This is a genomic window from Luteimonas changyuni (genome assembly GCF_039548395.1).
Taxonomy (GTDB): domain Bacteria; phylum Pseudomonadota; class Gammaproteobacteria; order Xanthomonadales; family Xanthomonadaceae; genus Luteimonas.
The window spans coordinates 132257-145306 of sequence record NZ_JBCLUZ010000004.1 but is presented as its reverse complement, the minus strand read 5'-3'; the positions used below and the strand labels follow the sequence as shown (position 1 = coordinate 145306).

General features: G+C 68.5%; 13 protein-coding genes and 1 other RNA gene. 8 read left to right on the top strand and 6 right to left on the bottom strand.

Annotation, left to right across the window (positions count from 1 at the left end; all coding sequences use genetic code 11):
- The first annotated feature begins 535 nt into the window (after positions 1-535).
- Complete coding sequence (locus tag WCD84_RS03075) at positions 536-1348, top strand: type I restriction enzyme HsdR N-terminal domain-containing protein (RefSeq protein ID WP_343280379.1); 813 nt, start codon at positions 536-538, stop codon at positions 1346-1348.
- 155 nt (positions 1349-1503) lie between these two features.
- Here the strand turns inward: WCD84_RS03075 and WCD84_RS03070 are convergent, their stop codons facing one another.
- From WCD84_RS03070 to ssrA, 3 genes are all read right to left on the bottom strand, one after another.
- Positions 1504-1785 (bottom strand): hypothetical protein, encoded by a 282-nt coding sequence (locus WCD84_RS03070; RefSeq protein WP_343280378.1) that lies wholly within the window; start codon positions 1783-1785, stop codon positions 1504-1506.
- 252 nt (positions 1786-2037) lie between these two features.
- Positions 2038-2556, bottom strand: a complete 519-nt coding sequence (locus WCD84_RS03065; RefSeq protein WP_449280054.1) for a phage integrase central domain-containing protein — start codon at positions 2554-2556, stop codon at positions 2038-2040.
- Between the two features lie 67 nt (positions 2557-2623).
- Positions 2624-2976, bottom strand: a transfer-messenger RNA (tmRNA) gene (gene ssrA, locus WCD84_RS03060).
- A 172-nt stretch (positions 2977-3148) separates the two neighbouring features.
- On the opposite strand from ssrA, the gene WCD84_RS03055 reads away from it, so the two are divergent.
- Positions 3149-5332 (top strand): CHASE domain-containing protein, encoded by a 2184-nt coding sequence (locus tag WCD84_RS03055; RefSeq protein WP_343280376.1) that lies wholly within the window; start codon positions 3149-3151, stop codon positions 5330-5332.
- Here the strand turns inward: WCD84_RS03055 and smpB are convergent, their stop codons facing one another.
- On the bottom strand, positions 5333-5830 hold the full coding sequence (gene smpB / locus WCD84_RS03050) for an SsrA-binding protein SmpB (RefSeq protein ID WP_343253889.1): 498 nt from the start codon (positions 5828-5830) through the stop codon (positions 5333-5335).
- A 52-nt stretch (positions 5831-5882) separates the two neighbouring features.
- Here smpB and WCD84_RS03045 point away from each other — a divergent pair, with 52 nt between their 5' ends.
- The gene (locus tag WCD84_RS03045) at positions 5883-6311 is read left to right on the top strand and encodes a type II toxin-antitoxin system RatA family toxin (RefSeq protein ID WP_343280375.1); all 429 of its coding nucleotides are present in this window, start codon (positions 5883-5885) and stop codon (positions 6309-6311) included.
- A gap of 3 nt (positions 6312-6314) precedes the next feature.
- A complete protein-coding gene (locus tag WCD84_RS03040) occupies positions 6315-6575 on the top strand; it encodes an RnfH family protein (RefSeq protein WP_343253891.1) in 261 nt (86 codons plus the stop codon).
- A gap of 16 nt (positions 6576-6591) precedes the next feature.
- On the opposite strand, the gene WCD84_RS03035 is transcribed toward WCD84_RS03040, so the two are convergent.
- Complete coding sequence (locus WCD84_RS03035) at positions 6592-6981, bottom strand: outer membrane protein assembly factor BamE (protein ID WP_343254027.1); 390 nt, start codon at positions 6979-6981, stop codon at positions 6592-6594.
- A gap of 103 nt (positions 6982-7084) precedes the next feature.
- Between WCD84_RS03035 and fur the strand changes: the two genes are divergently transcribed.
- Positions 7085-7489 carry a ferric iron uptake transcriptional regulator gene (fur, locus tag WCD84_RS03030; protein WP_343254028.1) on the top strand — a complete coding sequence of 135 codons (405 nt, stop codon included), beginning with the start codon at positions 7085-7087 and terminating at the stop codon, positions 7487-7489.
- 30 nt (positions 7490-7519) lie between these two features.
- Here fur and recN read toward each other — a convergent pair whose 3' ends face one another.
- Positions 7520-9196, bottom strand: coding sequence for a DNA repair protein RecN (recN, locus tag WCD84_RS03025; protein ID WP_343280374.1), 1677 nt, complete (start codon positions 9194-9196; stop codon positions 7520-7522).
- Positions 9197-9300: 104 nt separating this feature from the next.
- Here recN and hrcA point away from each other — a divergent pair, with 104 nt between their 5' ends.
- From hrcA to dnaK, 3 genes are all read left to right on the top strand, one after another.
- A complete protein-coding gene (gene hrcA, locus WCD84_RS03020; protein WP_343280373.1) occupies positions 9301-10392 on the top strand; it encodes a heat-inducible transcriptional repressor HrcA in 1092 nt (363 codons plus the stop codon).
- Entirely contained in the window at positions 10389-10898 is a 510-nt protein-coding gene (gene grpE, locus WCD84_RS03015; RefSeq protein WP_343253894.1) for a nucleotide exchange factor GrpE, read from the top strand. The genes hrcA and grpE overlap by 4 nt, the downstream gene beginning before the upstream one ends.
- 128 nt (positions 10899-11026) lie before the next feature.
- Positions 11027-12958: a molecular chaperone DnaK gene (gene dnaK, locus WCD84_RS03010; protein ID WP_343280372.1), complete on the top strand. Its 1932-nt coding sequence runs from the start codon at positions 11027-11029 to the stop codon at positions 12956-12958.
- Positions 12959-13050 lie beyond the last annotated feature (92 nt).

Here is a 13050-nt window from a genome sequence, read left to right as displayed (position 1 = left end):
TGGCGCCCAGAGGGCTTCGACGCGGGCGGAGCCTCGGCAGAGGTTTGTCTTGACCTTAGCCAACCTCACCCATTTCACGCGGCCACCTCGACCAGTGCCTAAGTGGACACTTGGGAGGTGTTCAAAATGTCACATCGGTTGCTTCTTCCACCAGTCCTTGCGTCCACGCCCTTTTCGGCTCGCGTCCTCTCTGGGCTGCGCCTCGGCCTTCTCTTCCGGTGTGCGTGTATCAGGACCCATCGGGGTCCCGAGGGGTTCGCCTGTGCATGGGCGCAGGGGCCACTTGCTCTCGTCTTCCATGTCTTCAGGATAGGGACCGGCGTCTTTAGCGTGCGCGACGCACCCCGTCGTAGCCTAGCGGCGAGCCAGCAATGCCGGCTTAGCCGCGCGGGCGTCCTATGGATGCGGCGCCGCTGGCTACCTCTTCGGGCATCGTCACTCGATCAGCGAACTGCACTGCCGGTCTGCAGCGATCCTCAGGTTCGTTCGCCAGACTGGTGCTATGGTTCCAGCACCTTGGGGAGGGGAGCTAGGCATGGCACAGGTGCCAAAGAGGGTCACGGAACGGCTCGTGGCCGGGATCAAGCGTTACCAACCCATCTTGACCGCGGCGCGGTCTCGGGATGTGGGTGAATCCGACACGTTGACTATCGTGAAGGACATGCTGGCCGACGTGTTCGGCTACGACAAGTACGCTGACGTCACTTCGGAATACGCCATTCGAGGGACCTACTGCGATCTGGCGATCAAGCTGGACGGCCAGCTCGAAACGCTGATCGAGGTGAAGGCAATTGGCCTGGACCTTAAGGACGCGCACGTCAAACAAGCCGTGGACTATGCGGCCAATCAGGGCGTCGACTGGGTGTTGCTGACCAACGGCATCGTGTGGCGCGTGTACCACATCGTGTTCGCCAAGCCGATCGACCAGGAATTGCTGATCGAGATCGACTTCTGCGCGCTCAGCACGCGCTCGCAGGACGACTTGGAGCGTTTGTTCCTATGGTGCAAGGAAGGCTGGCAGCGGTCGGTGCTGGGCGAGTACCGCACCCAGCGGCAGGCGCTCTCGCGGTTCTACGTGGGCGCGATGGTGCAATCCGACGTTGTGGTGGACGTGATTCGCCGCGAGCTGCGCCGGCTGTCCCCTGACGTGAAGATTGAGTCCGAGCAGATCCGCGATGTGCTGATCAACGAAGTGCTGAAGCGCGAGGTCAGCGAGGGCGACAAGGCGCTGGAAGCTCGGAAGCGAATCGCCAAGGTGGCCAGTAAGGCGCTGCGGGCGAAAAAGGGCGCCACGCCGGCGCCCGCGGCGGCGGCCCAAGCCACGACTGGTGAGGCGACGCCGGCTTAGCCGTCGCTCCAAGGTTCATCGTCGCCGGGATGAGCCCTGCAGCTCGGAGGATGCACTGCACCTCTGACCACACGTGATCGTGGTCGGCGTCTCTAGTGGCCGCCAGAATCTCGTCCGGGTGGCGCTACTTGGCATCGTCGCTCCGGATCGAATATCTAGAGGACCAGCGGCAGCCCCGCGCTCCGGAGGCATTCCGTCTGCGTCAGGTGCGGACTGCTCACCCGCAACTCGCACGCCTCGTCCAGGGCGGTTCGATGCTGCCGGCTCAGTATCGGTAGCAGTTGACCCGACTCGGCGAGCGCCTTCAGCTTCGCCTGGCTGCTCTCAGTCCAGATTTGCAGCAGCGTCATCGTTTCGTTCTTCGGCAGACTGCTGGCCTGGATCTGCTCGAACGCCTGGCGGCCAATTGCCTGGCCGATTCTCTTCGCGTCGAACACTGGTCGTCTCCTAGGCCGCGTTGGGAGCTGCTTTGGCGCTGGTCGATACGCGCGACATGGGCCAGCCTTGCGGGGTCAACATTAGCGCCGATTCGCTCGTGTGCCGTCATGCCATAGTGGCGTCGTAACCGGCCATGGACGGGGGGTGTCGTAGTGGATAAGGCGAATCGTTTCAGCTTCGGCTGGAAGTGGCGCTGGTCATGACTGCTAGCGTCGCACCGGCTGATCCACGCGCCGCGTCACCTCGTTGCGCTATTGGTGCAGGCTGTTCACCCCGGGATTCTTCTTGATCGCGTCGTGATCCGCAGTACCTACTACGCGAATCGCGCCCGCACTTCGAGCCATCGATCCACCGCCGAGCTGTCCCGAGGCTATAGGACAGCGCAGTCTGGGCAGGTTGAGTGCGACGCGTGCCTTGCCTTCAATTGTCCGCGGCCCCGTGGAGCAGCCGCCGTGGTATATGCAGCGCCTCTTGCCGCGCTCGCTCATCCGGGCGCGGAGCAGGGCGCCCAGCACCGTCGGGTCGGTGATGGCCGCGTGGTGCGCGGATTTCACCGGGGGCAGAGCAGCGCGCAGGGCGAGGGCAGGGTTGGTCTCCGCTCGACTGGTGACGATCGCGTACCAAAAGATGGGGCTGCAGTTCTGCAGCACTCGAAGTGCAGTCTCCACGGCGCCGCGGTCGACGATCCGGTTGATCGCGCTCAGTAGTTCGCGGGGCGACACGTCGGCGATGGGGCGGCCGCATGGTCCTGATCGGATGGTGCCGGACAAAGAAAAGGCCGGAATCCCCTTGTTTCTCAAGGATTCCGGCCTGGTCTGGACTTGCTTCGCTCTAAGGTGGTGGAGGTGGGCGGAATCGAACCGCCGTCCGAAGGCACTCCATCCCCGGTCCTACATGCTTAGCTCGCCGTTGGATCTCGTTCCCCGACAGCACGGCGTGCGAAGCGCACCGGGGAACCAGCCTGTGAGTTCAACCGCGGCAGACAGGCGGCCGCCGCGGCTGGATTCCCGTAATGATGACCCTACATCCACGAGTACGGGCACAAGTGGGTTCGGGGCTTACGCCTTAAGCGGCGAGAGCGTAGTTGTCGTCGTTGGCAACTAAAAGTTGCTGCTGGATTAACGAGGAAAGCGGCCCCCTCGGCATGCACCAGGCGATTTCGCGACCCCCGTCGAAGCCAGTGCACCCCCGTGTTCCGGGAAACCTGGCGCCTGCCGGTGGCAGTGAACGCGCGTGACGCAGCCAGTATAGGCGCGACGGGCGCCGGGGCAAGGGGTTCGCGGCTTGCATCGGCACCGTCCGTTCAGCAGGCGCGCATGCCGCTGAACGGCCGCCGGTCGGCAGGCGTTATGCTCGTCGCCCATGGCCATGGCAGACGACACGCCCCCGGGCGAACCACTACCGGTACGCCAGGGCTACATGCTTGCCGTGCTGGTGCTGGTGGCCGCGCTGACCCTGGTCGCGATCTACGCGACCGGCGCCGGCGCCCGGGAGCGCGCGATGTCCGAAGCGCGGCTCTCCGCCGAGGCCGACCAGGTCGTGGCGCGGCTCCGCCAGCAGCTGCTGACCTATGAGCTGGTCACCCGCGGCGGTGTGTCCCTGCTGGCCGCGATCCAGCGCCCGAACCAGCGCCAATGGCGCAACTACACCGACGGCCTCGACCTGTCGCAGCGGTTCCCGGCGATGCTGGGGCTCTGCTACGCCGCGTCCATGTCCCCGGCGGAGCTGCAGGATTTCCAGCTCGAACAGCGGGCGGCCTCGCGCCAGTTGTTTCGCGTGGATCCGCCGGGCGCGCGCGCCGAGTACGGTCCCGTCATCCTGCTTGAACCGCAGACCATGGCCAGCGCCGATGTCGTCGGCTTCGACATGCTGACCGAGCCGGTGCAGGCGGTCGCGATGGAAGCCGCGCGCACCAGCGCGGCCGCCCGGATCACGGCGCCGCTGCCGATGATGCAGGAGGGTGCCGGGCCGGGCCTGGTGATCTACGCGCCGGTCTACCGCTCGGGCATCGTGCCCGGGAACCCGGCGGCACGGCCGGCCGCGCTGTCGGGCTGGGTCTGCGCACCCTTCAGCATCGATCTGTTCGTCGCCTCCGCGCTGCCGGCCGGTGGCGGTGGGCTGTCGGTGCGCATCGTCGACATCGGCGATGACGACGCCGAAGCCGACGACCTGCCGGTGTTCCCGCTCGACTCCGCGGCGTTCCCCGATGCCGATGGCGTGCGGCACAGCCTGGTCGAGCAGGTGTATGGCCGCCGCTGGCGCCTCGACTTCCACCAGGCGCGGACGGGCGGCGGCGGTGGCCTGCTCGGCCCGGCGGGGACGATCGCCCTGGGGGTGCTCGCCTCGCTGCTGCTGTTCGCGCTGGCCATGATCCTTGCGCGCACCCAGTCGCGGGCCCAGGACATCGCTGCGCGGATGAGCGATTCCTACCGGCGCAGCGAACTCCGCTTCCGCAGCGCGATCCGGTTCTCGGCCATCGGCAAGGCCCTGCTCGACCGCGACGGCAGGATCATCGACGCCAACCTGGCCCTGGCCGACGTCTTGCGCGCGTCGCCGGAGGAGCTGATGGGGCGCATGTTCGGCAGCCTGTTCACGGGCGGCGACAACGCCGCCGAGGCGCGCGCGCGCGCGGCATCGGGCAGCGTGTACCGGGTGACCCGCGACCTCCACCGCGACGATGGCGACATCCGCCACGTGCACCTGACCTATGCCCAGGTGCCGGGTGAGCACGGGCAGGACGTGGCCAGCCTGGTCCAGGTGGAGGACATCACCGACCGCCTGCGTGCCGAGGCGCAGGTGCTGGCGCTGAACCGCACCCTGGAGGCCCGGGTCGCGCTGCGCACGCGCGAACTCACCCGCGCCAATGAAGAACTGGAGTCCTTCGCCTACACCATCTCCCACGACCTGCGGGCGCCGTTGCGCGCGATCGACGGCTTCAGCCGCATGGCCGCGGAGCGCCATGCCGACGCCTTCGACGATGTCGGTCGCGGCTACGTGGCGCGGGTGCGCGCGGCGACGCTGCGCATGGGCGAGCTGATCGATGCCCTGCTGAAGATGAGCCGGGTCTCGCGCAGCGAACTCAAGCGCGAGCCGCTGGACCTGTCGGCGATGGCCCGCGACATTCTTTCCGAGCTTGCGCAGGGTGACCCGGGGCGCGAGGTGGAGGTGGTGATCGAACCGGGCATGGTGGCGTCCGGGGACAGCGTCCTGGTGCGCAACCTGTTGGGCAACCTGCTTGGCAACGCCTGGAAATTCACCCGGGAAACCCCTGCGGCGCGGATCATGTTCCAGCGCGTCGGGCAGGGCGGCGAGGAGTGGTTCGAGGTCTCGGACAACGGCATCGGCTTCGACCAGGCCTATGCCGGCAAGCTGTTCCGGCCATTCCAGCGCCTGCACGCCGCCGACGAGTTCGCCGGCGAAGGCATCGGCCTGGCCTCGGTTAAGCGCATCATCGAGCGCCATGGCGGCACGATCAGTGGCGAAGGCGTCGTCGGCAAAGGCGCGCGCTTCCGTTTCACCCTGCCGGACGAGCCGGCCAGCGGCTGATCAGGCGTTCGGGTTGTGGTGGCGCATCGCGCGCTGCTTGTCGCGCTGCCAGTCACGGTCCTTGGCGGCATCGCGCTTGTCGTGCGACTGCTTGCCCTTCGCCAGCGCGAGTTCGATCTTCACCTTGTTGGCCTTCCAGTACAGCGCGGTGGGCACGATGGTGAAGCCGTCGCGCTGCACCAGGCCGACCAGCTTGTCGATCTCGTGCCGGTGCAGCAGCAGCTTGCGGGTGCGGCGCTCGTCGGCGACGACGTGGCTCGAGGCCTGGATCAGCGGCGTGACCTGGGCACCGAACAGGAACAGTTCGCCGCCGCGGACCACGGCGTAGCTCTCGCCTATGTTGGCGCGGCCCGCGCGGATCGACTTGAGCTCCCAGCCCTGCAGGGCGAGTCCGGCTTCATAGCGGTCCCCAAGGTGGTATTCGTGGCGCGCGCGCTTGTTCAGCGCGATCGTGCCACCGGCCTTGGCCTTTCCCTTATCCTTTGCGCTCTTGCCCATCCCGCCATTGTCCCACGGCACCGGGCGCGATAGGAACGGATGCACGCAGCCCATGCCCACGATCACACGGTCCGCACTGGTGCAACACTCGGCGACCAGGATGTTCTCGCTGGTCAACGACGTTGCCGCCTACCCGCAGCGCTTTGCCTGGTGCAGCGGGGCGCGGGTGCTGGAAGCCGATGACAGCCGCATGCTGGCCCGGCTCGAACTGGGCATCGGTGGCATCAGCACCTGGTTCACCACCGAGAACATGCTGGTCCCGCCGCAGCGCATCGACATGGAGCTGCGCGACGGCCCGTTCCGCAGGCTGGCCGGGCGCTGGGAGTTCCACGCACTGGACGAATCCGCCTGCAAGGTCACCCTCCAGCTCGACTTCGAGCCGCGCAGCCGCCTGCTGCTGCCGGCGATGAAGCTCGGGCTGCAGGGCCTGGCCGACCGCATGGTCGATGATTTCGTGCGCGTCGCCGACCGCGGCAGCTGAGCGGTGCGCGTGGAAGTGGTCCTGGCGCTGCCGCAGGCCTGCCGCGCGGTGGTGCTGGAACTGGCGGCGCCGGCCACGGTTGCCGATGCGGTCGCGGCCAGCGGCCTGCCGCAGGAGGGCATCGATGCCTATGCGGTGTACGGGGTGCGCGTGGCCGGCAGCGCCGCGCTGCGCGACGGAGACCGCGTCGAACTGCTGCGTCCGCTGCTGGTGGACCCCAAGGATGCGCGCCGCCGCCGCGCGGCCAGGGCCGCCAAAGGCTGAGCGCGCGACAGGGTAATCAGCGGCGCTTGGATTCGCTTCGCGGCAGGTTCGGGCCGAACTGGCGGCGCACGTTGCCGATCAGCTCCTTGTCGCGGTCGGGGAAGTAGTCGCCCTCCCAGCGCTGCAGGGTGTCGCCCTCGAAGAACAGCACCAGGTTGTGCACTTCGGTCTTGCCGGTGCGCCCGACGCGCTCGGTCGAGGTGTAATCCCAGCGTTCGTGGTGGAACGGATCCTGGATCGAGGGCGTGCCAAGCAGCGCCGACACCTGCTGGCGATTCATTCCCGCCTGCAGCTGGGCGACGTTGGCCGGCTGGACCAGGCTGCCCTGGTAGACGGGTTGCTTGTAGACGAAGCTGCAGCCGGCACAGAGGCAGGCGGCAAGGACGGGGACGATCAGGTTGCGCATCGGTGGCCAGGTCGGGGCGGACATGGGGCGATGATACACTCGCCGCGCCGCCGCGACCGGACCACGGCAGCTGGCGCTGCAATCGCCAATGAACGGGAATCGCATGGAAACCAACGAGCTGCGCAAGGCCGGACTGAAGGTCACGCATCCGCGCATGCGCATCCTGCAGCTGCTCGAGCAGGAGACCTCGCACCACCACATGTCAGCCGAAGACATCTACCGCCAGCTGCTGGACGGCGGCGACGAGATCGGCCTGGCCACCGTCTACCGCGTGCTCACCCAGTTCGAAGCGGCGGGCCTGGTGCTCAAGCACAACTTCGAAGGCGGTACCGCGGTCTACGAGATCGACCGCGGTGGCCACCACGACCACATGGTCGATGTCGACACCGGCAAGATCATCGAGTTCGAGAGTCCGGAGATCGAGGCCCTGCAGCACGAGGTGGCCGACAAGCACGGCTACCTCCTGGAAGAGCACTCTCTGGTGCTCTACGTGCGCAAGAAGCGCTGACCAACCGGGCGGTCGGCCGCTGCCCGCCGCTCAGCCGGCGCCGGGTTCCCCAGCCTCGCGCAGCAGGCGCCTGGCCGCCGCCCGCGCCTCGCGGCTGACCTCGATCCCGCCCAGCATCCGCGCCAGCTCTTCCTGGCGGCCGGCGTCGTCGAGCAGACGCACGGCGCTCTGGGTCATGCCCTCGCTTTCAGCCTTGCTGACCCGGTAATGGGCGTGGCCCTGGGCCGCGACCTGGGGCAGGTGGGTGACGCAGAGCACCTGGCGACGGTTGCCGAGGTCGCGCAGCTTGCGCCCCACGATCCCCGCCACGTTGCCGCCGATGCCCGAGTCCACCTCGTCGAAGACCATGGTCTGGACCGCGTCCAGGCCGAGAGCCGCGACCTCGATGGCCAGCGAAATGCGCGACAGCTCGCCGCCCGATGCCACCTTGCGTAGCGGCCGTGGCGGCTGTCCGGCGTTGGCGGTGACCAGGAATTCGACGCGCTCGGCGCCCTGTGCATCCGGCGCGTCGTCGCCCGTGGGTTCCAGTGCCACCTCGAAGCGCCCGCCGCCCATGCCGAGCTCGCCGATCAGAGCGGTGGTCGCCTTGCCCAGTGCGGTCGCGGCCCTGGCGCGGGCCTTGCCGAGGCGCGCGGCGGCGCTGCGCCATGCGCCTGCGGCCGTCCCGATCTCGCCTTCCAGGCCCGCCAGGCGCTTCGCCGAGCCCGCAAGCGACTCCAGCTCCGCGGCCAGCGCGTCGCGATGCGCGGCCAGTTCTTCCGGCGGCACGCGGTGCTTGCGTGAGAGCTCGTGGAGGCGCGACAGGCGGTGCTCCTGGGTCTGCAGGTGGTCCGGGTCGATATCGAGGTCGGCGCGGACCCGGTCCAGCAGCACCGCCGCCTCGTCGAGCTGGATCGCGGCACCATCGAGCATGGCGTCCACTTCGCCCAGGCGCGATTCATGGGCCTGCATCCGCGCGAGCGCGCCGCGCAGCTGCTGGACCACGGCCGGCAGCGACCCGTCGCCGCCCAGGCGCTCAAGCGCGGCATCGCAGGCCTCGACCAGTTCGGTGGCATGCGCCTGGCGCCGGTGCGCGGCCACCAGTTCTTCGATGGCATCGGGTTCGAGCACCTCGCGCTCGAGCTCGGCGTGCTGGTGCTCAAGGAAGTCGATGCGGTCGGAGACGTCGCCGGCGGCGCTGAGCCGTGCGCGCTCCTGCAGCAATGACGACCACGCGTGCGCCGCCGTGGCCACCGCGGCCAGCTCGGCCTCGTGGCGCCCGAAGGCATCGAGCAGGACCAGCTGGCTGCCGCGCGACAGCAGCGCCTGGTGTTCGTGCTGGCCGTGGATCTCGACCAGCAGCGCCGCCAGCGCCCCCAGCTGCGACAGGGTGGCGGGGCGGCCGTTGACCCACGCCCGCGAGCCGCCGTCGGCGCGGAGGGTGCGCCGCAGCTGGCAGGCCTGGCCGTCGTCGAACTCCTGTTCGCGCAGCCAGTCCAGCGCCAGGGGCGAATCGCCGAGGTCGAACTCGGCGTCGAGTTCGGCGCGGCGTGCGCCGTGGCGGACCATGCCGGCGTCGGCGCGCAGCCCGGACAGGAAGCCGAGGGCATCGACGATGAGCGACTTGCCCGCGCCGGTCTCGCCCGACACGACGGTCAGCCCCGGCCCGAACTCGAGTTCGGTGGCGGAGACAACGGCGAAATCCTTGATCGACAGTCGCTTGAGCATGGTGCGCGGATTGTGCCGTGGAGATGCACGGCCTGTCATCGCCGGATCGTGCCGATTCGAGCCGGCGGCTTGCGACACGTGCGCATCGGACGTATACCCGCGGCATGTCCCGACGCCGTTCCGATCCCCTCGACCCGCGCGCGCGCCAGCTGCTGCGCACCCTGATCGCGCGCCATATCCGCGACGGCGAGCCGGTCGGTTCGCAGACCCTGGTCCGCCACGCCGGCCTCGACGTGAGCGCGGCCACGGTGCGCAACATCCTGTCCGACCTGGAGGAAGTGGGCCTGCTGTCGGCGCCGCACACCTCGGCCGGGCGCGTGCCCACGGCCCGCGGCTACCGCGTGTTCGTCGACTCGCTGCTCCAGCTCAGCCCGCTGGAGGAGGAGGAGTTCATGCGCATGCGCGGCAGCCTGGCGGCCAGTGCCGGGACCCAGACGCTGCTGGGCAGCGCCTCGGAGCTGGTCTCGGCGATGACCCGTTTCGTCGGCGTGGTCAGCGTGCCCGGGCGCGAGCAGTTCGCCTTCCGCCAGATCGACTTCGTGCCGTTGGACGGACAGCGGGTGATGGCGATCGTGGTGTTCGCCGACCACGAGGTCCAGAACCGGATCGTCCATACCCGGCGCGCCTATGACGCCGCCGAGCTGGAGCGGGTGGCCAATTACCTCAATGCCCACTTCGCCGGCCAGCCGCTGGCGCGGATCCGCGCGGCGCTGGTCGAAGGGCTCCGCAGCGCCCGCAGCGAGATGGAGGGCCTGCTTCGCGCCACCACCGACCTGGCCGAACAGGTGCTGGTACCCGGTAGCGAAGACATGGTGGTTGCCGGGCAGGCGCGCCTGCTGGGGCTCCAGGACCTTGCCGACCTTGACCGCCTGCGCGGCCTGTTCGACGCGTTCACGGAGAAACGCGAGATTCTGCAGCTGCTCGAACGCACGGTGAAGGCCCAGGGCGTGCGCGTGTTCTTCGGCGAGGAAACCGGGATCGCGCCGCTGGCCGGGATGTCGCTGGTGACCGCGCCCTACGGCGCCGGCGGTCGCGTCCTGGGGGTGCTGGGGGTGATCGGCCCCACGCGCATGGCCTACGAGCGGGTGATCCCGGTGGTCCAGGCGACCGCCGAGGTCCTCGGCGCCGCCTTGAATCCCGACGCGGCATCCCCACTCAGTGCGGACCGAGACACTCCGGACCCAGGACAGCGATGACCACCGAACAGACGCCCGACCACGCCGCCGAGGCGCCCGCAGACGAGCTTCCGCTGGAAGACGTGATCGAAACCCTCCGCGCCGAGCTGGAGCAGGTGCGCGCGCAGTCGCTGATCGACCGCGCCGACCTTGAAAACCAGCGCCGCCGGCTGGAGCGCGATGTCCAGAACGCCTGCCGCTTCGCCAACAAGCAGATCCTGGGCGACCTGCTGCCGGTATTCGACAGCCTGGACGCGGCGCTGGCTGCTGCCGGGAGCAACGGCCCGCTGCGCGAAGGCATCGAGCTGACCCTGCGCGAGCTGCGCCGGGTCACCGGCAACCAGGGCCTGTACGAAATCGCCCCGGCTGCCAACGAGGTCTTCAATCCCGATCTGCACCAGGCGATGAGCGTGGTCGAGGCCCCCGACGTCGACGCCGGCGCCGTGGCCCAGCTGTTCCAGAAGGGCTACCGCCTCAACGAGCAGCTGCTGCGCCCGGCCCTGGTCGCGGTGTCGAACGACGACTGAGCGTCGATTGAACCCCTGCCGGTTGATTCCGGCGGCCGCTGGCGCTTGAAGGCGTGGTGGCCAATCCCCAGATAGCAGTCATCGGCGGCATCGCCGCCCCCCGAATCCAGACATAGAGGCATATTCCCATGGCAAAGATCATCGGCATCGATCTCGGCACGACCAACTCCTGCGTGGCGATCATGGACGGCGGCAAGGCCCGCGTCATCGAGAACAGCGAAGGCGACCGCACGACCCCGTCCGTCGTCGCCTACACCAAGGACGGCGAAGTGCTGGTCGGCGCGTCCGCCAAGCGCCAGGCCGTCACCAACCCGAAGAACACCTTCTATGCGGTCAAGCGCCTGATCGGCCGCAAGTTCACCGACGCCGAGGTCAAGAAGGACCTCGGCCTGGTCCCGTACGCGATCGTCGAGCACGACAACGGCGACGCCTGGGTGCAGACCAGCGACGGCAAGAAGCTGTCGGCGCAGGAAGTCTCCGCGCGCATCCTCGAGAAGATGAAGAAGACCGCCGAGGACTACCTGGGCGAGAAGGTGACCGAGGCCGTGATCACGGTGCCGGCGTACTTCAACGACTCGCAGCGCCAGGCGACCAAGGACGCCGGCCGCATCGCCGGCCTCGACGTCAAGCGCATCATCAACGAGCCGACCGCGGCCGCGCTGGCCTATGGCCTGGACAAGGACGGCGGCGACCGCAAGATCGCCGTGTACGACCTCGGCGGCGGCACCTTCGACATGTCGATCATCGAGATCGCCGAGGTCGACGGCGAGAAGCAGTTCGAGGTGCTGGCCACCAACGGCGACACCTTCCTCGGCGGCGAGGACTTCGACAAGCGCGTCATCGACTACCTGGTCGAGGAATTCAACAAGGACTCCGGGATAGACCTGCGCAAGGATCCGCTCGCCCTGCAGCGCCTGAAGGACGCCGCCGAACGCGCGAAGATCGAGCTCTCCACCGCGCAGCAGACCGAGGTCAACCTGCCGTACGTGACTGCGGACGCCTCCGGTCCGAAGCACCTGAACATCAAGCTGACCCGGGCCAAGCTCGAGGCGCTGGTGGAAGACCTGGTCAAGAAGACGATCGAACCCTGCCGCACGGCGCTCAACGACGCCGGCCTGCGCGCCAGCGACATCAACGACGTGATCCTGGTCGGCGGCCAGACCCGCATGCCCAAGGTGCAGGCGGCGGTGGCCGAGTTCTTCGGCAAGGAGCCGCGCAAGGACGTGAACCCCGACGAGGCGGTCGCCATCGGCGCCGCGGTCCAGGGCGGCGTGCTGGCCGGCGACGTCAAGGACGTGCTGCTGCTCGACGTCACCCCGCTGAGCCTCGGCATCGAGACCCTGGGCGGCGTGTTCACCAAGATCATCGAGAAGAACACCACCATCCCGACCAAGGCCTCGCAGACCTTTTCCACCGCCGAGGACAACCAGTCCGCGGTGACGGTGCACGTGCTGCAGGGCGAGCGCGAGCAGGCCCGCTACAACAAGTCGCTGGCCAAGTTCGACCTGTCCGGCATCGATTCCGCGCCGCGCGGCATGCCGCAGGTGGAGGTGTCGTTCGACATCGACGCCAACGGCATCGTCCACGTCACCGCCAAGGACAAGAAGACCGGCAAGGAGCAGAAGGTCGAGATCAAGGCCGGCTCCGGCCTGTCCGACGACGAGATCCAGCGGATGGTCGCCGACGCCGAGGCGCACCGCGAGGACGACAAGAAGTTCCACGAGCTGGTCGGCGCCCGCAACCAGGCCGATGCCCTGGTGCACGGCACCCGCAGCGCGATCAAGGACAACGGCGACAAGGTCCCGGGCGATGTGATCGGTCGCGTCGAGTCCGCCATCGCCGAGGTCGAGACCGCGATGAAGGGTGACGACAAGGGCCAGATCGAGGCCAAGACCAAGGCTCTGGAAGAGGTGTCCCAGGCGCTGTTCGCCGCGGTCGGTGCCGCCGGACAGGGGGGCGACGCCCAGGGCGACGCGGGCCGGGATCCGGCCGCCCAGGCGGCGGACGACGTCGTCGACGCCGAGTTCACCGAGGTCAAGGACGACGACAGCAAGGCCTGACGGCCCCTGGAGTCGTGGAAGCGGCCCGGCCGCGATGGCCACGCCCATGGCGGGGACCGGATGAACTCCGGTTCCCGCCGCGTATCCGGACC

Coding starts and splice junctions, on each gene's coding strand:
- WCD84_RS03075 (WP_343280379.1), top strand. CDS start 536: ATGGCACAGGTGCCAAAGAGGGTCACGGAACGGCTCGTGGCCGGGATC.
- WCD84_RS03055 (WP_343280376.1), top strand. CDS start 3,149: ATGGCCATGGCAGACGACACGCCCCCGGGCGAACCACTACCGGTACGC.
- smpB (WP_343253889.1), bottom strand. CDS start 5,830: ATGGGCAAGAGCGCAAAGGATAAGGGAAAGGCCAAGGCCGGTGGCACG.
- WCD84_RS03045 (WP_343280375.1), top strand. CDS start 5,883: ATGCCCACGATCACACGGTCCGCACTGGTGCAACACTCGGCGACCAGG.
- WCD84_RS03035 (WP_343254027.1), bottom strand. CDS start 6,981: ATGCGCAACCTGATCGTCCCCGTCCTTGCCGCCTGCCTCTGTGCCGGC.
- fur (WP_343254028.1), top strand. CDS start 7,085: ATGGAAACCAACGAGCTGCGCAAGGCCGGACTGAAGGTCACGCATCCG.
- recN (WP_343280374.1), bottom strand. CDS start 9,196: ATGCTCAAGCGACTGTCGATCAAGGATTTCGCCGTTGTCTCCGCCACC.
- hrcA (WP_343280373.1), top strand. CDS start 9,301: ATGTCCCGACGCCGTTCCGATCCCCTCGACCCGCGCGCGCGCCAGCTG.
- grpE (WP_343253894.1), top strand. CDS start 10,389: ATGACCACCGAACAGACGCCCGACCACGCCGCCGAGGCGCCCGCAGAC.
- dnaK (WP_343280372.1), top strand. CDS start 11,027: ATGGCAAAGATCATCGGCATCGATCTCGGCACGACCAACTCCTGCGTG.